Annotated in this window: 17 protein-coding genes; 3 read left to right on the plus strand and 14 right to left on the minus strand. The window is 63.3% G+C overall.

Going from position 1 to position 18,047, the window contains the following annotated elements; translation table 11 throughout:
• Positions 1–18 precede the first annotated feature (18 nt).
• Positions 19–2,445, minus strand: a complete 2,427-nt coding sequence (locus ACF8FB_RS15150; protein ID WP_392511534.1) for a TonB-dependent receptor — start codon at positions 2,443–2,445, stop codon at positions 19–21.
• A gap of 228 nt (positions 2,446–2,673) precedes the next feature.
• Positions 2,674–3,798, minus strand: coding sequence for a sigma-70 family RNA polymerase sigma factor (locus ACF8FB_RS15155; RefSeq protein WP_392510868.1), 1,125 nt, complete (start codon positions 3,796–3,798; stop codon positions 2,674–2,676).
• Positions 3,799–3,929: 131 nt separating this feature from the next.
• Here ACF8FB_RS15155 and ACF8FB_RS15160 point away from each other — a divergent pair, with 131 nt between their 5' ends.
• Positions 3,930–4,409 carry an LEA type 2 family protein gene (locus tag ACF8FB_RS15160; RefSeq protein ID WP_020192401.1) on the plus strand — a complete coding sequence of 160 codons (480 nt, stop codon included), beginning with the start codon at positions 3,930–3,932 and terminating at the stop codon, positions 4,407–4,409.
• A gap of 20 nt (positions 4,410–4,429) precedes the next feature.
• On the opposite strand, the gene ACF8FB_RS15165 is transcribed toward ACF8FB_RS15160, so the two are convergent.
• Positions 4,430–4,693, minus strand: a complete 264-nt coding sequence (locus ACF8FB_RS15165; RefSeq protein ID WP_003248880.1) for a hypothetical protein — start codon at positions 4,691–4,693, stop codon at positions 4,430–4,432.
• Positions 4,694–4,715: 22 nt separating this feature from the next.
• On the opposite strand from ACF8FB_RS15165, the gene ACF8FB_RS15170 reads away from it, so the two are divergent.
• Positions 4,716–5,141 (plus strand): YqjD family protein, encoded by a 426-nt coding sequence (locus tag ACF8FB_RS15170; protein WP_010953174.1) that lies wholly within the window; start codon positions 4,716–4,718, stop codon positions 5,139–5,141.
• A gap of 22 nt (positions 5,142–5,163) precedes the next feature.
• On the opposite strand, the gene ACF8FB_RS15175 is transcribed toward ACF8FB_RS15170, so the two are convergent.
• On the minus strand, positions 5,164–5,781 hold the full coding sequence (locus ACF8FB_RS15175; RefSeq protein ID WP_003248869.1) for a tRNA-(ms[2]io[6]A)-hydroxylase: 618 nt from the start codon (positions 5,779–5,781) through the stop codon (positions 5,164–5,166).
• Between the two features lie 154 nt (positions 5,782–5,935).
• On the opposite strand from ACF8FB_RS15175, the gene ACF8FB_RS15180 reads away from it, so the two are divergent.
• Complete coding sequence (locus ACF8FB_RS15180; protein WP_392510870.1) at positions 5,936–6,799, plus strand: universal stress protein; 864 nt, start codon at positions 5,936–5,938, stop codon at positions 6,797–6,799.
• Positions 6,800–6,912: 113 nt separating this feature from the next.
• On the opposite strand, the gene ACF8FB_RS15185 is transcribed toward ACF8FB_RS15180, so the two are convergent.
• The 10 genes from ACF8FB_RS15185 to ACF8FB_RS15230 all read right to left on the minus strand — a co-directional run bounded on the left by ACF8FB_RS15185 (position 6,913) and on the right by ACF8FB_RS15230 (position 18,020).
• Positions 6,913–7,116 (minus strand): formate dehydrogenase subunit delta, encoded by a 204-nt coding sequence (locus ACF8FB_RS15185; RefSeq protein WP_010953171.1) that lies wholly within the window; start codon positions 7,114–7,116, stop codon positions 6,913–6,915.
• Positions 7,113–9,995, minus strand: coding sequence for a formate dehydrogenase subunit alpha (fdhF, locus tag ACF8FB_RS15190; RefSeq protein WP_392511529.1), 2,883 nt, complete (start codon positions 9,993–9,995; stop codon positions 7,113–7,115). The genes ACF8FB_RS15185 and fdhF overlap by 4 nt, the downstream gene beginning before the upstream one ends.
• Complete coding sequence (locus tag ACF8FB_RS15195; protein WP_190869073.1) at positions 9,992–11,551, minus strand: NADH-quinone oxidoreductase subunit NuoF; 1,560 nt, start codon at positions 11,549–11,551, stop codon at positions 9,992–9,994. The genes fdhF and ACF8FB_RS15195 overlap by 4 nt, the downstream gene beginning before the upstream one ends.
• Positions 11,545–12,027 carry a formate dehydrogenase subunit gamma gene (locus tag ACF8FB_RS15200; protein WP_010953168.1) on the minus strand — a complete coding sequence of 161 codons (483 nt, stop codon included), beginning with the start codon at positions 12,025–12,027 and terminating at the stop codon, positions 11,545–11,547. The genes ACF8FB_RS15195 and ACF8FB_RS15200 overlap by 7 nt, the downstream gene beginning before the upstream one ends.
• A 401-nt stretch (positions 12,028–12,428) precedes the next feature.
• A complete protein-coding gene (locus tag ACF8FB_RS15205; protein ID WP_003248857.1) occupies positions 12,429–12,944 on the minus strand; it encodes a ProQ/FinO family protein in 516 nt (171 codons plus the stop codon).
• 123 nt (positions 12,945–13,067) lie between these two features.
• Complete coding sequence (locus ACF8FB_RS15210; protein ID WP_010953167.1) at positions 13,068–13,622, minus strand: helix-turn-helix domain-containing protein; 555 nt, start codon at positions 13,620–13,622, stop codon at positions 13,068–13,070.
• Between the two features lie 183 nt (positions 13,623–13,805).
• Positions 13,806–15,164 carry an aspartate aminotransferase family protein gene (locus ACF8FB_RS15215; protein ID WP_392510879.1) on the minus strand — a complete coding sequence of 453 codons (1,359 nt, stop codon included), beginning with the start codon at positions 15,162–15,164 and terminating at the stop codon, positions 13,806–13,808.
• A 69-nt stretch (positions 15,165–15,233) separates the two neighbouring features.
• Positions 15,234–16,007 carry a gamma-glutamyl-gamma-aminobutyrate hydrolase family protein gene (locus ACF8FB_RS15220; protein WP_010953165.1) on the minus strand — a complete coding sequence of 258 codons (774 nt, stop codon included), beginning with the start codon at positions 16,005–16,007 and terminating at the stop codon, positions 15,234–15,236.
• 84 nt (positions 16,008–16,091) lie between these two features.
• Positions 16,092–17,438, minus strand: a complete 1,347-nt coding sequence (locus ACF8FB_RS15225; RefSeq protein WP_350297590.1) for a glutamine synthetase family protein — start codon at positions 17,436–17,438, stop codon at positions 16,092–16,094.
• Positions 17,439–17,465: 27 nt separating this feature from the next.
• Positions 17,466–18,020, minus strand: coding sequence for a helix-turn-helix domain-containing protein (locus ACF8FB_RS15230; protein ID WP_014591753.1), 555 nt, complete (start codon positions 18,018–18,020; stop codon positions 17,466–17,468).
• Positions 18,021–18,047: the final 27 nt, after the last annotated feature.

Consider the following 18,047-nt stretch of genomic DNA (forward strand, 5'->3'; position numbering starts at 1 on the left):
CCGTTCAGGCCACCACAATCAGTAAGCCATGCTCCAGCTCAGCGTATAGGTCCGCCCACGCCCCTGGTAGTCATACAGATACGCCGGCCCGTAGGTCGGCGAATAGAACAACGTCGCACGCTGTCCCCATACCGTGCTGTACTGCTTGTCCAGCAGGTTCTGGATACCGGCACTGAAGGTGCCGAAACCGGTGTCCTGGCTGCCCAGCAGGTCGAAGGTGGTGTAGCCGTCAATCTCGTGATCGGCATCGTCCTTCAGGCTGAAGGCATGGTTGGCCTGCAAGCGTGCACTGCGGCCATCGCCCTTCCAGCCGACGAACGCAGTGGCCTTGGACAAAGAGGCATAACGGGCATCGCGCTTGATCCAGCCGCCGTCCTCGGCCTCTTCCTCGGAGCGTGTCATGTGCAATGTGCCGCCAGCTTCCCAGCCGGTCTGGAAGTGCCGGGTCAGTGCACCTTCAAAGCCGAAGTCGCGGCTTTTCTGCTCTTCCACGTCGATGGTCAGCGTTTGCGAATCGACGTTGATGATCTTGTCCGACCAGATGTAGTACAGCGCTGCCTGCGCATCCCAATCCAGGTCGGCATAGCGCCAGCCCAATTCCACCTGGCGGCTCTTGATACCGGCCAACGGGTTATCGGCCACGCTCAGGCCCGGCTTGCCGTAGTACTTGGCCGGGTCAGGCAGGTCGAAGCCTTCGCCATAGTTGCTCCACACCTGGTGGCCGTTCTTGAAGTCGTAGATGGCACCGACGTTGAACAGGTTGACCTGATAGTCGTTACTGCCACCTGGCACACCCTTGAAGTCGCTGACATCAACGTCCATCTGCTGCCGCCGGGCACCACCGGACAATGTCAGGTTGTCGGTGGCATGCCAGTCCAGCTGTGCATACACCGACACACCATCCACCCGGTAGCTGGGGTAGCGGTCGGCCTTGCTGTCTTTTTCCAGCTCCAGGCCACCCGACTCGGACGAGGTCTGGGCGTTGAAGGTGGTCTGCTCGGCGTTGAAGCGCTCGCGGTCCAGGTCAACGCCGTAGGTCAGCTTCAGCGTATCCCACTGTTTGGCAAACAGGCCCTTGAGGCTGGTGACTTCGAAGTTCTGCTGCGAGGCGGCAAAGTACACCCCGCGCGAGCCGGTGGGCGTGGCACGGTTGTAGTACGGGAACGGGTAGAAGTTGTCGTCTTCCTTGCGGTACGAAGCCTGCAGGTAGAAGTCCTGGCCCAGCACGTCGGTGTGGTGGTAATTGGCGTTGAGCAGCAAGCGCCGTGTACGCGGCTCCAGGTCCGATGAATAACCGCTGCGCAGCTCGGCGTCTTCCAGGTCGGATGGCGCGTTGTAGTTCAGGTTGGGGAAGTAGATACCGGTGCTGCCGTGGTTGCCCGAGTCGTAGTACTGGGCCAACAGGTCGAGGCTCTGCTGGTCGTTCAGTTGCAGGCCCAAGGTACCGAGTACGTCGATGGTGCGATTGTACTGCAGGTCGGTCTGGGTGTTGTCGATGAAGATCTGGTCGCCAGCACCATCGTAGAAGGCTTCGTTCTGCTCACCGGAAACGCCCAACCGGGCATTGACCCGCTCGTTACCACCGCTGACGGACTGGGCGAAGCGGGTGGCCAGGTCGTCGCTGTTGTTGAAACCGCTGCTGGCCCCCAACTGGGTCTCGAAGCGCGCCGGGCCAGGCTCACCCTTCTTGGTCACGATGTTGATGATGCCGCCAGTGGCGCCACCGCCGTAGATGGCGCTGGCGCCAGACAGCACTTCGACGCGCTCGACGTTGAACGGCGAAATGCTGTCGAACTGGCGCGACAGGCCGCGGGAGCTGTTCTGGCTGACCCCGTCGATCATCACCAGCACGTTGCGCCCACGCATGTTCTGGCCGTAATTGGTGCGCCCTTCCGGCGCCAGGTCAAGGCCCGGCACCAGCTTGCCGATGGCTTCCTTCAGGCTGACGCCGCTGTCGATCTGCTCGCGCAATTGCTGCTGGTCCACTACCCAGACGGTCCCGGGGATTTCGCTGATGGCGGTGCTGGTGCGCGAGGCTACGCTGACTTCGATCGGCTTGAGGTTGACCGCCTGCGGCGCGGCCTCGGCCTTGCGCAGGGTGACGGTGCGAGCCTCGCTGAACTGCCAGCTCATGCCGCTGCCGGCCAGCAACTGCTGCAGGGCCTGCTCGACACTGTAGTTGCCCTGCAACGCCGGGCTGACCTGGCCGGCGACATCGCCTGTGGTGTACAGCAGGTGCAGGCCGGCCTGGTCGGCGAAGGTGGTCAGCGCCTGGTCCAGCGGTTGGGCTGGCAGGTCGAGCTGGACCTGGCGGGCCTGCATCTGGGTCTGTTCGGCAGCCGTCGCGGCCCCTGCGTGCAGGGGGCCGAGCAACAGGGCCACGGCACTGCAAGACATCAAGGCATGGTGAAAAGAACCGCGACGGCGGTGCAAGGGCTTGAGCATCAGAGGCACGAATGAGCTTCCTGACAAGTCGTAAATGAGAATGGGTTGCTGATCAGTCTCACTACGACGATCTGGCTTGCAGGAACTTGCAGTGCCAAATGGAAAATATTTTTATTTCTGTCCGGCCTCTTCGCGGGCAAGCCCGCTCCTACAACGACTGCGCCCGCCTGAAGATTGTGCGAACTGTGCAGGAACGGGCTTGCCCGCTAAGAGACCGGCACAGGCTGATCAATGCACCACGGCCAACCACGGCAGGTAAGTCACCTTCAGGCCATACCGCTGCTCCAACGTCCGCAACAGGGCCTCAGGTTCATCCAGGTCAAACACCCCGCTCACTTCCATCGCAGCCAGCTTGCTGTCGGACAACACAATGCGCCCATGCCGGTATCGCTCAAGCTCGGCCAGCACCTGCCCCAGCGGCTTGCCGTTGAAGATCAGCTTGCCACGCTGCCAGGCCATCTGCGTGCCGGCATCGGCCGCCACCGCCAGTTCATGTTCACCCACCTTGGCTTCACCGCGAGCCAACACGACGTGGCCATCTCGCTGCACGCTGAAGGTGGCGGCATTGCCCTGCACCTGCGCACCGGCCGTTTCGACCACAAACGGACGTGAATCATCGGCGGTCTCGAACAACGCCTCACCCGCATCGAGTACCACACGCCGTTCATGCTCGCTGAACGCCACGCTCAAGGCACTGGCGCTGTTCAGCGTCACCCGTGTGCCATCTGTCAGGGTAATGACCTGCCGCTCGCCCACGGCGGTGTGGTAATCGGCCAGCAGTATCGGGGCTTGCTGCCAACCCGCCACAGCGGCGACCAGCAACACCACCGAAGCCGCCACACCCGCCTGCTTCAGCCGGCCGCGGCAATGGCGCAAGGCCTGGCCGATATACTTTGCCACCATGCTCTCGGAAACCCCCAGGCGTTGAGCGACCTGCTTCTGGGTCAGGCCCTCGACACGGTTGAGCAACAGCGCCTGGCGGGCATTGTCGGGCAACTGCAACAGCGCCTGGTCAAGAATCTGCAAACGCTCGCGGGCCAGCAACGCCGCCTCGGGTGCAGGCGCCGGGCAGGCCACCTCACAGGCTCCGTCGCTGTCGTCGTGGCTGGCGGCGATGCGTTGCTCACGGCGCAAGGCGTCAATCGCCAGGTTGCCGGCGACGCGGAAGATGAAACTGCGCGCGTGCAACACCGGCACCGCCTGCTCGTCGATGTTCACCAGCTTCAGGTAGGTTTCCTGCGCCACATCGGCCGCGCGCTGGCGGTCACTCATGCGCCGTGTCAGAAACTGCAGCAGGTCGTCGTAGTGCTCCTGGAAACTTGCCAGCAGGCCCGACATGGGTGAAGTCAGCATGATTGGGGAACAGCCAGTAAGAGAGGTTATCGAGCGTTAATGAGAAACAGTATCTTTCATATGAACCGATACTTTCAACGCCGACGCGCATTTGCCACACTGCCAGCTCCACTCCGGCAAGGTCACAGCCCATGACTGCCCGTCTATACCGCTACACCCGCCTGTTCCTGGTCCTGCTGCTGGCCTGTGGCCTGGGGGCCTGTGCGCTGTTCCAGCCACGCGACCCGGTGAACATCAGCGTGATCGGCATCGAACCACTGCCCGGTCAGGAGCTGGAACTGCGCATGGCGGTGAAAATGCGGGTGCAAAACCCCAATGAGGCGCCGATCGATTACAACGGCATCGCCTTGAACCTGGAAGTGAACGGCCAGCCGCTGGCCGCTGGGGTCAGTGACCAGCAGGGGCATATTGGCCGCTACGACGAAGCGGTGATCGTGGTGCCGGTAAGCATCACGGCGTTTTCCTTCCTGCGCCAGGCCTATGGGCTGGGCAAGCTGGATTCGCTGCAGGGTCTACCCTACAAGCTGCGCGGCAAACTGGCCGGCGGGCCGCTGGGGACCGTGCGCTTTACCGATGAAGGCAAGCTGGACCTGCCCAAGGGCACCTACTGACAAGCGCCGGGCGGGTGTGCTCAGCGGTTGGCGCTGGCTGCGGCCATCAGCTTGTTGACTTCGCTGCGCACCATGCTGGCGTATTCAGGCGGCGTCATGCCGTCCAGTTCGGCGCGCACCCACTCGGCCCATTTGCCCTTGCGCCGTGGCTTTTCGGCAATCAGCCGGGCGGCTTCGCCCTTGGCTTTGCCCAGGTTGTTCTGCCACATCTCGAACAGCCGAGCCTTCTCTGCCTCGATCTGCGCCCGTTCCTCGAAGCTCATGTTGGCCAGATTGAAACTCATGAAGTTACCTGCAGGTTTGAAAATGGCCGCTATCTTACACCCAGGCAACCCATCATCGGAAAGCCGCCGCAACTTTCCCGACGTGGCGGCATCCATTGTTCACACCCCCATTGACGAGGACGAGTTCATGGCCCGGAAAAACGCCACGCTGGCTGACAGCGATCAGATCAAGGACCAGGTATTCAGCGAACTGCAATCGCTGATAGAAGAATCGGAAAAACTGCTGAACGACAGTGCCGCCCTGGTGGGCGAAGAAGCCGAGACCCTGCGCGCCCAGGTAAGCCTGAAACTTCGTCAGGCTCGCCAGGCGGCCAGCAACGTGCGCAGCAAGGCGCAACCGGTGGTGGACGCCACCCAGGACTACATCGGCGGCCACCCCTGGCAGACTGTTGCTATTTCTGCCGGCCTCGGGCTGGCGGTAGGCCTGCTACTGGGCCGGCGCAGTTAAGGCCTGCGCCGCCTGGTGCCCATCAGGCGGCCAAAGCCTGCGGGATGCCGCTGTGGAAGCGCAGCTCCTGGTCTGGTGACTGGATCAGCTCCATTTCCGCCGCGCGTACCAGCTCGACGCGGCGAGCGATGTCCGCTTCATCACCGTAGTTGTGCGCCAGTTTCAGGTAGCCCTGGTAGTGGCGCGCTTCGCTTTTCAGCAGCCCGTGGTAGAAGCGGCCCAGCTCTTCATCCAGATGCGGCACCAGCGCGGCAAAACGTTCGCAACTGCGCGCCTCGATGAACGCCCCCACCACCAGCGTATCCACCAGCTTGACCGGCTCGTGGGCGCGCACCAGCCGGCGCAACCCCGACGCATAACGCCCTGCCGACACCGGACGCAACGGCACACCGCGGCGTTTCATGAGGCGTAACACCTGTTCGTGGTGCACCAGCTCCTCGCGGGCCAGGCGCGACATCATGTTGATCAGATCCAGGTGAGTGTTGTACTTGGCGATCAGGCTCAAGGCCGTGCTGGCGGCCTTGAACTCGCAGTTCTTGTGGTCGATCAGCAGGGTTTCCTGGTCGGCGAGCGCCGCTTCGATCCAGGCATCTGGCGTCGGGCAGCCAAGAAAGGCGTCGATTTCGGGGATCAGGGACATAAGCGTGCAACCACACAGAACAGGCAGGGTCGGCGATTATACCGGCGGCGGCTGGCGACGCCAGTGACTATGCTTGATGTACATCAAGCGCTGGAGGTGAAAGCGCCGACTATAGTCAGGCACTGGTCGCCATCATCGAAGGGAGTTTACGCCCATGCAAGCCGTCCGCAGCATCCTCGTCGTCCTCGACCCCGCGCACGCCCACAGCCGGGCGCTTACTCGGGCCAAGCTGATTGCCGGCATCACCGGCGCGCGCCTGCACCTGCTGATGTGCGACAAACGGCATGATCACAGTGCGCTGCTGAGCCTGCTGAGCAGCCAGTTGCATGATGACGGCTTCGACAATGTCAGCCATGAAGAGGGCTGGCGCGACAACCTGCACGACACCATCATCCATGTACAGCAGGCCGAAGGCTGCGAACTGGTGATCAAGGACCACCGCCCGGACAATCCGCTGAAAAAGGCCCTGCTCACCCCCAGCGACTGGAAGCTGCTGCGCCAATGTCCGTGTGCGGTGCTGATGGTCAAGAGCGAGCGGCCATGGACCGGGGGCAAGATCCTGGCGGCGGTGGACGTGGGCAACCAGGACGAAGACCACCGCCGCCTGCATGCCAGCATCATCGACCACGGCTTCGAGATTGCCAAACTGGCCAAGGGAGAACTGCACGTCATCAGTGCCCACCCGTCGCCGATGCTGTCAGCGTCGGACCCGGCGTTCCAGCTGAGCGATACGATCGAAAAGCGCTACCGTGAAGCGTGCAGCGCGTTCCAGGCTGAATACGGCATCCGGGAAGAATGCCTGCATGTGGCCGAAGGGCCAGCGGATGTGTTGATTCCACATACCGAACAGAAGCTCGATGCCGTGGTGACGGTGATGGGCACGGTGTGCCGCACGGGCATTTCCGGGGCGTTGATTGGTAATACCTCGGAAGTGGTGCTGGATGCGCTGCAGGGTGATGTGCTGGTGCTCAAGAGCGAGGAAGCCATCGCCCACCTGGCGGAGCTGGCCCGCGGCTGAGTAGGCAATATGCAGGTCCCTTGTAGGAGCGGGTTCACCCGCGAATGCGTCATTGATTTCAACGCCACATTCGCCGGCAAACCCGCCCCAAGGTTCCGTTGCCGCCCGGGAGTCTAGACCAACGCCTCCCGCACCTTCGGATCAAGCCCCTCCCCCGCATGGGCCTCGCTCCATTCCGCCAGCTGCCGGCGCATCGCCGGCGTCCAGAAGCTCTGCAAATGCTGCCGCACCCCTTGCACCGCCAGCGCCCGGTCGGGCTCGCTGTCGAAGTAATGGGCAATCTGGTTGGCCATCTTGACCAGGTTTTCGCTGCTCATCGGCGAACCTCGGCTTTCTCCGCAGTGCGGCGCTCTTTCAGCAGCCGCTGCTGTTCATCACTGAAGTCCTGATAGCGCTTCTGCCATTGCGATGGCTGGAACACTTTCACCACTTCCACTGCCGTCACCTTGTACTCGGGGCAGTTGGTGGCCCAGTCGGAGTTGTCGGTGGTGATCACGTTGGCCCCCGACTCGGGGAAGTGGAAGGTGGTGTACACCACGCCCGGCGCCACCCGCGCACTGACCTTGGCACGCAGCACAGTCTGCCCGGCGCGGCTGCCGATGCCGACCCAGTCACCGTCGTGGATGCCACGGCTTTCCGCGTCGGTCGGGTGGATCTCCAGGCGGTCGGCATCATGCCAGGCAACGTTGGCAGTGCGCCGGGTCTGGGCGCCGACGTTGTACTGGCTGAGAATGCGCCCGGTGGTCAGCAGCAACGGGTAGCGGTTGTTGACCTTTTCGTCGGTGGGCACGTAGCCGGTGAGCATGAAGCGGCCCTTGCCACGCACGAACTGGTCGATGTGCATGGTCGGCGTGCCGTCTGGCGCAGCGTCGTTGCACGGCCACTGCAGGCTGCCATGGCGGTCGATTTCCGCGTAGCTGACACGACGGAAGGTCGGCGTCAGGCGGGCGATCTCGTCCATGATCTCGGACGGGTGGCGGTAGTTCATCGGGTAGCCCAGGGCGTTGGCCAGGGCCACGGTAGCTTCCCAGTCGGCCTTGCCGGCCAGCGGCTCCATGACCTTGCGCACCCGCGAAATACGCCGCTCGGCGTTGGTGAAGGTGCCGTCCTTCTCCAGGAACGAGCTGCCCGGCAGGAACACATGGGCGAACTTGGCAGTTTCGTTGAGGAAAATGTCCTGCACCACCACACACTCCATGGCGAGCAAGGCCGCCGTGACGTGCTGGGTGTTGGGGTCGCTCTGGGCGATGTCCTCACCCTGGCAGTACAGCGCCTTGAAGCTGCCATCCAGCGCCGCCTCGAACATATTGGGAATGCGCAGACCCGGGTCGGGCTGCAAGGTCACGCCCCAGGCCCGTTCGAACTCGGCGCGCACGCCCTCGTTGGAGACATGCCGGTAGCCGGGCAGCTCGTGGGGGAACGAGCCCATGTCGCACGAGCCCTGCACGTTGTTCTGCCCGCGCAGCGGGTTCACCCCTACCCCTTCACGGCCGATGTTGCCAGTGGCCATGGCCAGGTTGGCAATGCCCATCACTGCGGTGCTGCCTTGGCTGTGCTCGGTCACACCCAGGCCGTAGTAGATGGCCGCGTTGCCGCCGGTGGCATACAGCCGTGCCGCAGCGCGGATCTGCTCAGGTGGCACGCCACAAACCGGGCCGAGCACCTCGGGAGCGTTGTCTGGCAGGCTGACGAAGTCGCGCCAACGGGCAAAGTCTTCGGTTTCGCAGCGGGCATCGATGAAGCGCTGGGCCAGCAGGCCCTCGGTGACGATCACGTGGGCCAGGGCGTTGAGCATGGCCACGTTGGTGCCCGGGCGCAGTTGCAGGTGCAGGTCGGCGCGGGCGTGCGGCGAGTCGACCAGGTCGATGCGCCGTGGGTCGATCACGATCAGCCGCGCCCCCTGGCGCAGGCGGCGCTTGAGCTGCGAGCCGAACACCGGGTGCGCATCGGTAGGGTTGGCACCGATCACCAGTACAACGTCGGCCTGCATCACCGAGTCGAAGCTTTGCGTGCCGGCCGACTCACCCAGGGTCTGCTTCAGGCCATAACCGGTGGGCGAATGGCACACCCGTGCGCAGGTGTCGACGTTGTTGTTACCAAACGCCGTGCGCACCAGTTTCTGCACCAGGTAGGCTTCTTCGTTGGTACAGCGGCTGGAGGTGATGCCGCCGATGGAGTCGCGCCCGTATTTGAGCTGGATGCGGCGGAACTCGCTGGCGGCATAGGTCACGGCCTCGTCCCAGCTGACTTCCTGCCACGGGTCTTCCAGGCGCTTGCGGATCATCGGTTTGGTGATGCGGTCCGGGTGGGTGGCGTAGCCCCAGGCAAAGCGGCCCTTGACGCAGGCGTGGCCGTGGTTGGCGCCACCGTTCTTGTCCGGGACCATGCGCACCAGCTGGTCACCCTTGATTTCGGCGCGGAACGAGCAGCCAACGCCGCAGTACGCGCAGGTGGTAATGACCGAACGCTCAGGCTGGCCAAGCTGCACCAGGCTCTTTTCCGTGAGGGTCGCGGTCGGACAGGCCTGCACGCAGGCGCCGCACGACACGCATTCGGACGCAAGGAAGTTTTCGCCACCCGCTGCCGCCACCCGCGATTCGAAACCACGCCCGGTAATGGTCAGGGCGAACGTACCCTGGATGTCCTCGCAGGCGCGCACACAGCGGCTGCAGACGATGCACTTGCTCGGCTCGTAGTCGAAATACGGGTTGGAAACGTCTTTTTTCTCGTCCAGGTGGTTGGCACCGTCATAGCCGTAGCGCACCTCACGCAGGCCCACCTGGCCGGCGACGGTCTGCAGCTCGCAGTTACCGTTGGCCGAACAGGTCAGGCAGTCCAGCGGGTGGTCGGAAATGTACAGCTCCATCACGTTGCGGCGCAGGCCGGCCAGGCGCGGGGTTTCGGTGCGCACCACCATGCCTTCGCTGACTGGCGTGGTGCAGGATGCCGGGTAGCCGCGCATGCCTTCGATTTCCACCATGCACATGCGGCAGGAGCCGAAGGCTTCGAGGCTGTCGGTGGCGCACAGTTTGGGGATGCTGGTGCCCAGCATGGCGGCGGCGCGCATGACCGAGGTGCCAGCAGGCACGCTGATGGCGCGGCCGTCGATGCTCAGGCTGACCTGCACGTCGCTTTCGCGGGCCGGGGTGCCGAGGTCGCTGCTTTTATCAGAAGCGGGGTCGAAGAAATTGATCACTGTGCGGCCTCCGTGGTGGTCAGCCCGAAATCGGCGGGGAAGTACTTGAGCGCGCTGGCCACCGGATAGGCAGTCATACCGCCCATGGCGCACAGCGAACCGTACTGCAGGGTGTCGCACAGGTCGCGCAGCAACAGCGCCTGGTCATGGCGCTCGGTGATGTCGCTGCTGGCGATCAGCCGGTCGACCACTTCCATGCCCCGGGTGGAACCGATACGGCACGGGGTGCACTTGCCGCAGGACTCCTCGGCACAGAACTGCAGGGCGAAACGCGCCATGCTGGCCATGTTCAACGTATCGTCGGCCACCACCACACCGCCGTGGCCGAGCATCGCGCCCACGGCAGCAAACGCTTCATAGTCCAATGGGGTGTCGAAATGGCTGGGAGGTACCCAGGCACCGAGCGGGCCACCGACCTGCGCGGCCTTCAGCGGGCGGCCACTGGCCGTGCCACCGCCATAGCCTTCCACCAGCTCGCGCAGGGTCAGGCCGAACGCGCGCTCGACCAGGCCACCCTGGCGAATGTTGCCGGCCAGCTGGAACGGCATGGTGCCCAGCGAGCGGCCCATGCCGAAATCGCGATAGAACGCTGCACCCTTGGCCAGAATGATGGGCACCGAAGCCAGGGTAAGCACGTTGTGCACCAGCGTCGGCAGGCCGAACAGCCCTTGCAGCGCAGGCAGCGGTGGCTTGGCGCGGACAATGCCACGCTTGCCTTCGATGGATTCGAGCAGCGCGGTTTCTTCGCCGCAAATATAGGCGCCGGCGCCCACCCGCACCTCCAGGTCGAACGCCTGGCCGCTGCCCGCTACGTCAGCACCCAGGTAGCCAGCGTCACGTGCGATGGCGAAGGCCTGGTCGAGTACCCGGATGGCATCGGGATACTCCGAGCGCACATAGATATAGCCCTTGTCGGCACCCACGGCGAGGCCGGCAATGATCATGCCCTCGATCAGCAGGAAGGGGTCGCCTTCCATCAGCATGCGATCAGCGAACGTGCCCGAGTCACCCTCGTCGGCGTTGCACACCACGTACTTCTGCCCGGCGCCAGCATCACGCACGGTACGCCACTTGATGCCGGCCGGGAACGCCGCACCACCACGGCCACGCAGGCCGGAGTCGAGTACTGCGGCAACCACTTCGGCACCGTCCAGCGCCACAGCGGCCTCCAGGCCTGCGAAACCGCCGTTGGCGCGATAGTCGTCCAGCGACAATGGGCGGGTAATGCCAGCGCGAGCGAACAGCAAGCGTTGCTGGGTCTTGAGATAGGGTATTTCTTCGACCAGCCCCAGTGCCAGCGAGTGGCCACCGGGCTCCCCCGCCAGGGCATCAAGCAGTGACGGCACATCCTGTGGCGTAATCGGGCCGAAACCCAGGCGCCCTTGCGCACTGTCGCACTCAATCAGCGGCTCCAGCCAGTAAAGCCCGCGCGAGCTGGTGCGCTGGATGTCCAGCGGCAACTGGCGGCGCTCGGCCTCGCGCAGCAGGGCCTCGGCAACCTGGTCGGCACCCACGGCACGGGCTACCGAATCACAGGGAATATACAGCTTCAGCATGCTGAGTCCTCCCGGCAACCGTTGACCAAGTCCCGCAGGCGCTCAGGGGTGAGGCGCGCGTGCACCTGGCCGTCCAGCTCCAGCGCTGGCGAGCAGGCACAGGCCCCCAGGCAGTAAACAGGGCGCAGGCTGATGGACCCGTCGGCGCTGGTGCCGTGGTCGTCCAGTGCCAACTGTTCACGCAATTGCGCGGCCAGGGCTTCGGCGCCACGGCTCTGGCACGACTCGGCACGGCACAGGCGCAGGGTGTGGCGCGCGGGCGGCGCGGTGCGGAAGTCGTGATAAAAGCTGATTACCCCACGTACTTCAGCCAGGCTGAGGTTCAGGGCATGGGCGATTTCGGGGACCGAGGCATCGGGGATGTAACCTATCTCGTGCTGGACGGCATGCAGGATCGGCAACAGGGCACCGGGGGTGTCCTTGTCGCGGGCCAGAATGCGCTGGATTACAGGCAGGTGGAGCAATTCATCAGGCATACAGCGGACCTCGGCATCACGGACCCTGCCTGATTGTTTTAAGGGGCAGGTTTCCGGCGTGTTCTGCTGCGGCGCACCGTCCACGTCACAGTTGCGTGGTACGGGTGGCCTCCTCGCCCACGGCCGCACGTCTGCGCGCACTGACCCTTGGGCATCCTGCTAGCATGGCACTTGTAGCGCCGAGGGGTTGTATGCGAGCGACCAGGCGCATTCTGAAACCGACGCACGTGATTACGCCCCGGCATCATCTGCCACGGCTTGCCGATCAGGTGGGTCTTGAAACCATCGTTGCATGCACCAGGCTCTCGAAACCGAACCTGGTCCATTGCCGGGCCTGCCAGACGGCAGCCCCGGCAATGGGCTGCCATCCAGCATGGCTACGGGGCAGAACGCGACTGAGCTCAGTCGGTAGACTGCACCGTTGCGGTGTCGGCGGCGGGGGCCGGAGCCTGGGCCTGGGCCTTTGACTTCGCACGATTGCGTCGGTCCTGGCTGCGTTGCCGCGCAGCCTGCTGCTTGGCATGCAGCGCCTGAGCGGCGGTCACAGTACCTGCGGCCTGCCCATTCAGGTCAAGGCGCGGTGCATTCTCCACCATGCTCGCCCAGTATCGAGCGCCCCGGCACCACGTGGAAATGCCCAGCTTGAGCTGTTCGCGGGTCAACCCAAGCAGCTCCAGGTGTTGCTCGGCATCCTTGAAAATGCCCTCCTTGAGCGGCACCTTGGGGGCCGGGTTGACCGGGAAAGCCAAGGGAAAATGCTTCTGCAGTGGCCAGATCGCTGCCACCGCCGGGTCCATCTCACGCGGCTTCGCCTGCGGGGGCGACTTGCGCTTGGGCGGTTTCGCGCTCTCGGCCTTTACCTGCCCTTTTTCCGCCCGCAGGCGGTCTCGTAGCTCAGCTAGTTGTTCAAAACCCATTGTTCATTCACTGCTTCGAAGTTGATTGCGTGGTGCAAGGATACCCCATGCAGCCTGCACATTGCTTGCAGGCCAACTTTCCCGGCTAGCCGAAGCCCAACGCGCATGCCCGTGCGACGGCCCTCAGCTGAACACCCAAAGCACGCGTGTGGGCTTGTCGGTCAGGTTGGCGTAACGGAAACGGGCGTGGGGTTGCAACTGAAAACTGTCATTGGCGTGCAGCGTGACCGGCTCAGCATCGCCCAACCACACCGTCAGTTCGCCTTCGAGCACGAAGCAACCCTGCTCCGAGCTGTCGTCCAGGTACTCCTCGCCACTGCTGGCTCCCGGCTGCAAATGGCTGTCGAGCATGGAAAACGCGCCCGTTATGGAGGGCGATGCCAGCACATCGGTGATGCCACCGGCCAGGTGCAGCGTGCGACGCTCGTGCGGGCGGGTCACCCAGTCGAGCTCGCGGGGTTTGTCCAACTTGTAGAAGTAGGCTGTGGATACACCGAGCTCTTCGCTGATGGCTGTGAGATCGGCCACGGTCGGGCGTGACACGCCGCGTTCGACCTGGGACAGAAAGCCCACCGAACGGCCGATGCGCTGTGCCAGCTCGCCCAGTGTCAGGCCCTTGAACTTGCGCAGGTCGCGAATCAGTACTGCCAGGCCTTCGATTTCTTCGTGCACTTTCATGGTTGAATCGCGACTTTCAGACGGGAAATGGATGCCCAGAAAAGTACAGGATTCATTTCACAAAGCAAAATGCTTTGCGGAAGGTGCCTGACGTGAAATGTACGATTGCGGCACCGATCGAGCACCGCGCAGGCGGCGCTCGATCTCACCGGTGCTGAGAACAGCTAACCAGGCCCTCCGTCCTTACCGAACAGCCTCATAGGTCAGGTCCAGGCACTTGCGGGCTTTCTCCACCAGTTCGTCGATCTCTTCGATACTGATCACCAGCGGTGGCGCGATGATCATGGTGTCGCCTACAGCGCGCATGATCAGGCCGTTGTCAAAGCAGTGCTGGCGACAGATCATGCCGACACCTTTGCCTTCATAACGGGCCCGGGTGGCCTTGTCTTTCACCAACTCGATCGCACCGAGCATGCCCAGGCCGCGCACTTCGCCTACCAGCGGGTGGTCGGCCAGTTCGCGCAGGCGTTGTTGCAGATAAGGCGCGGTTTTATCGTGCACCTGCTGGATGATCTGCTCGTCACGCAGGATCCGCAGGTTCTCCAGGCCCACGGCTGCCGCCACCGGGTGGCCGGAATAGGTGAAGCCGTGGTTGAAGTCGCCGCCTTCGCTGATCACCTTGGCCACCTCGTCACGCACGATCACCCCGCCCATGGGGATGTAACCGGAGGTCAGGCCCTTGGCGATGGTCATCAGGTCAGGCTTGAGGTCGTAATAATCGGTACCGAACCACTCACCGGTACGGCCGAACCCGCAGATCACTTCGTCGGCGACGAAGAGGATGTCGTACCTGGCCAGGATTTCCTTGATCTTCGGCCAATAGGTCTGCGGCGGAATGATCACGCCACCGGCGCCCTGGATCGGCTCGGCGATGAAGGCAGCAACGTTGTCCACGCCAACTTCGAGGATCTTCTTCTCCAGTTGCTCGGCCGCCCACACGCCGAAGTCGGCCTCGGTCATGTCGCCGCCTTCGCCGAACCAGTATGGCTGCGGGATGTGCACGACATCCGGGATCACCCCGCCCTGCTGGTGCATGCCACTCATGCCGCCCAAGGCCGCGCCCGCCACGGTAGAGCCGTGGTAGCCGTTGATGCGGCCAATGATGACCTTCTTGTTCTTCTGGCCTTTCAATGCCCAGTAATGGCGAACCATGCGCAGCACGGTGTCGTTGCCTTCGGAGCCGGAGCCGGTGAAGAACACGTGGTTCATGCCTTGCGGGGCCACCTCGGCGATCGCCTTGGCCAGCTCCAGCGCAGGCGGGTGTGCGGTCTGGAAGAACAGGTTGTAGTAAGGCAACTGCTTCATCTGCTGGCTGGCGACCTCGGCCAGCTCTTCGCGACCATAGCCGACCGCCACGCACCACAGGCCGGCCATGCCATCGAGAATCTTGTTGCCCTCGCTGTCCCACAGGTACACACCCTTGGCCGAGGTAATAATGCGTGGGCCTTTCTCGGCCAGTTGCCTGACATCGCTGAACGGGGCCAGGTGATGGTCGCGGCTCATGGTTTGCCAGGCAAGGGTCTGCGAATTCTGTTCACTCATTGACTTCACTCCATCAAGTTGCGCAGCCGCGCTGCGAGGGTATTTTCTACAGGTGGGAAAGGTGGCTGCTCAGGCAGACAGCAACAGCCTCTGGCGCAATACCGAGCGGTGCCGGCAGGCCTTGCCAAAGGACTGGAAGATGGCCAGGTAATGGGGGTTATCCATGACCTGGAACTCGGGGTGCCATTGCACGCCCAGGGCAAAGCCCTTGCTGCTCTCGACCGAAATCGCTTCCACCAGGCCATCGGGTGCCAGCGCCTCCACCCTCAGCCCGGGGGCCAGTACGTCGATGCCTTGGCCGTGGATGGAATTGACGTCGAATATCGCCGGCAAGCCCATGCGGTCGAGCATGCCGCCAGGCTCTACATGCAGGGTGTGGCGCGGCCCGTATTGCTTGTCGAGGGGCTCATCCTTGCCTTCGCGGTGGTCCATGAACACGCCGGTCTCGTGGACCTTCTGGTGCAGGGTGCCACCCAACGCCACGTTCATTTCCTGGAAGCCACGGCAAATGCCGAGTACCGGTACGCCGGCGGCGATGGCGGCGCGCATCAGCGGCAACGTGGTGGCATCGCGCAGTTGGTCGTGATGGGTACCCGCAGCACTGGCCGGGCCGTTGTAATGGTACGGCTCGATGTTGGACGGCGAACCGGTGAAGATCAGCCCATCCACCACGTCGAGAATATCGGCGCTGTCCATCAACTCACCGAGGCTGGGAATGACGATGGGCAGCCCACACGCTGCCTTGGCTGCCGCGCGCGCGTACTTCTCGCTGATGGTCTGGGTTGCATGCAGCTCAATCATGCTGGTGCATGCGGTAATGCCGATCACGGGCACACGTGGCATATCTTCCTCCGGCAAATCCATATTGCGCGTTGTATTGAAACGGTAAAAAGGGAGGGTGCAGCGTCGCTGTTCGACCTTCGGCACCTACAGGAACCAGCGGTATTCGCGGGCATCGATGTGGCGCATAAAGTCCAGTTGCTCCTGGTATTTGTTTTCGCAATAGACCATCACGAACTCGCTGCCCAGGCCTTCGTTGACCACCGGGTGATGACGCATGGCGGCCAAGGCGCTGAGGGCATCCTTGGGGAAGTCGATGCCGCTCTGGCGGTTGTCGTTCAGCGGGGCGATGGGCTCGACGCCGCGGTCCAGGCCATGCTCCATGCCGGTCAGGATGGCCGCCAACACCAGGTACGGGTTGGCATCGGCACCGGCGATGCGGTGCTCGATGCGCAGGTTGCGCGGGTCGGACTCGGGGATGCGGATGCACGCGTCACGGTCTTCGAAACCCCAGCTGGCCTTGCTCGCCGCGTTGACCATGGCGCCATAACGTCGGTAGGCATTGTGGTTGGGGGCAAAGATCGGCATGCAGTGCGGCAGCAGTTCCAGGCAGCCTGCCACCGCATGGCGCAGCTTGCGCTGTTCGCTTCCCGCCAGGATGTTATTGCCGGCGGCGTCGTACAGGCTGACGTGCACATGCATGCCGCTGCCTGGCGCGTCCAGGTAGGGTTTGCTCATGAAGCTGGCACGGTAGCCGTGCTTCATCGCGATACCGCGGGTACTGCGGCAGAACAGTGCCGACCAGTCCGCCGCACTGAGGGCATCGTCGCTGTGCGAGAAGTTGATCTCGAACTGGCCTGGGCCCAGCTCTGCGGTGATGACGTTCGCCGGCACGCCCTGCTCGTTGGCGCCATCGACCATCTCGTGCAGGACCGACGAAAAGCGCGACAACCGCTCGATGTGCATGTTCGGCTGATCGTCTTCATCCTCGGTCGCCGTGTCACGTGGATACTGGGGCAGGCCGTTATCAAGCTTGCGGTCGAACAGGTAGAACTCCAGTTCAAACGCCACCACCGGGCGAATGCCACGCTTGGCCAGACGCTGAAGAACACGCGCCAGCACTTCACGAGGCTCGAATTCGATCGGCTTTGCAGTGCCGTCGGACGTGATCAGCATCTGGGCGATCACTTCCTTTTCCCAACGCACCGGCTTCAGCGTACCCGGCACCAGACGCCGGGCGGCATCCGGGTCGCCGTCGGCGAAGCAATAGTCACCAATCGGGTAAAGGCCGCCCTGGGTACCCAGCAGCACGCAGTTCTGCGGCAGCTTCAGTGGCGCACCGGCTGCGACTTTTTCCAGCATGTCCATGGGGTAGCGCTTGCCGTAGAAGTGCCCGGGGATGTCCAGCGCAATCAGGTCGACATAGCGAATTGCCGGGTGTTCTGCTCGGAACGAGCGCACTTCAGCCAGCAGGTCCGGAAAGATGACACTCATCTTCTTATCCTTGTGAGGTGAACGAATTCAATTGAAGACCCAGAGCACACGGGTGGTTTTATCCGTCAGGTTGGCGTAACGGAACGGCGCATGGGGTTGCAGCTGGAAGCAGTCGTTGGCTTGCAGGGTCACAGCATCGCCCTGGTCCAGCCACACCGTGAGTTCGCCCTCGAGCACGAAACAGCCCTGCTCGGAACGGTCGCTCAAGTACGCCTCCCCACTGGTGGCGCCCGGCTCGAGAAGGCTGTCGAGCATGGAGAAGGCGCCTGCGATGGTCGGCGAAGCCAGCACGTCGGTGATGCCCGACTCCAGGTACAACGTGCGCCGCTCGTGGGGGCGCGTGACCCAGCCAATGCTGCGGGGCTTGCTCAGGTTGTAGAAGTACGCGGTTGATACGCCGAGCGCTTCGCTGATAGCGGTGAGGTCTGCCACGGTCGGGCGCGAAACGCCGCGTTCGACCTGGGAGAGGAAACCCACCGAGCGGTTGATGCGCTCGGCCAGTTCACCCAAGGTCAGGTTCTTGAATTTGCGCAGGTCGTGAATAAGGATCGCGAGGGCTTCAACCTCTTCGTGCATCTTCATCGTTTCGGACTGCCGTGAAATTTTTAG

Source organism: Pseudomonas sp. yb_2 (genome assembly GCF_043103905.1).
GTDB classification, from domain to species: Bacteria; Pseudomonadota; Gammaproteobacteria; order Pseudomonadales; family Pseudomonadaceae; genus Aquipseudomonas; species Aquipseudomonas alloputida.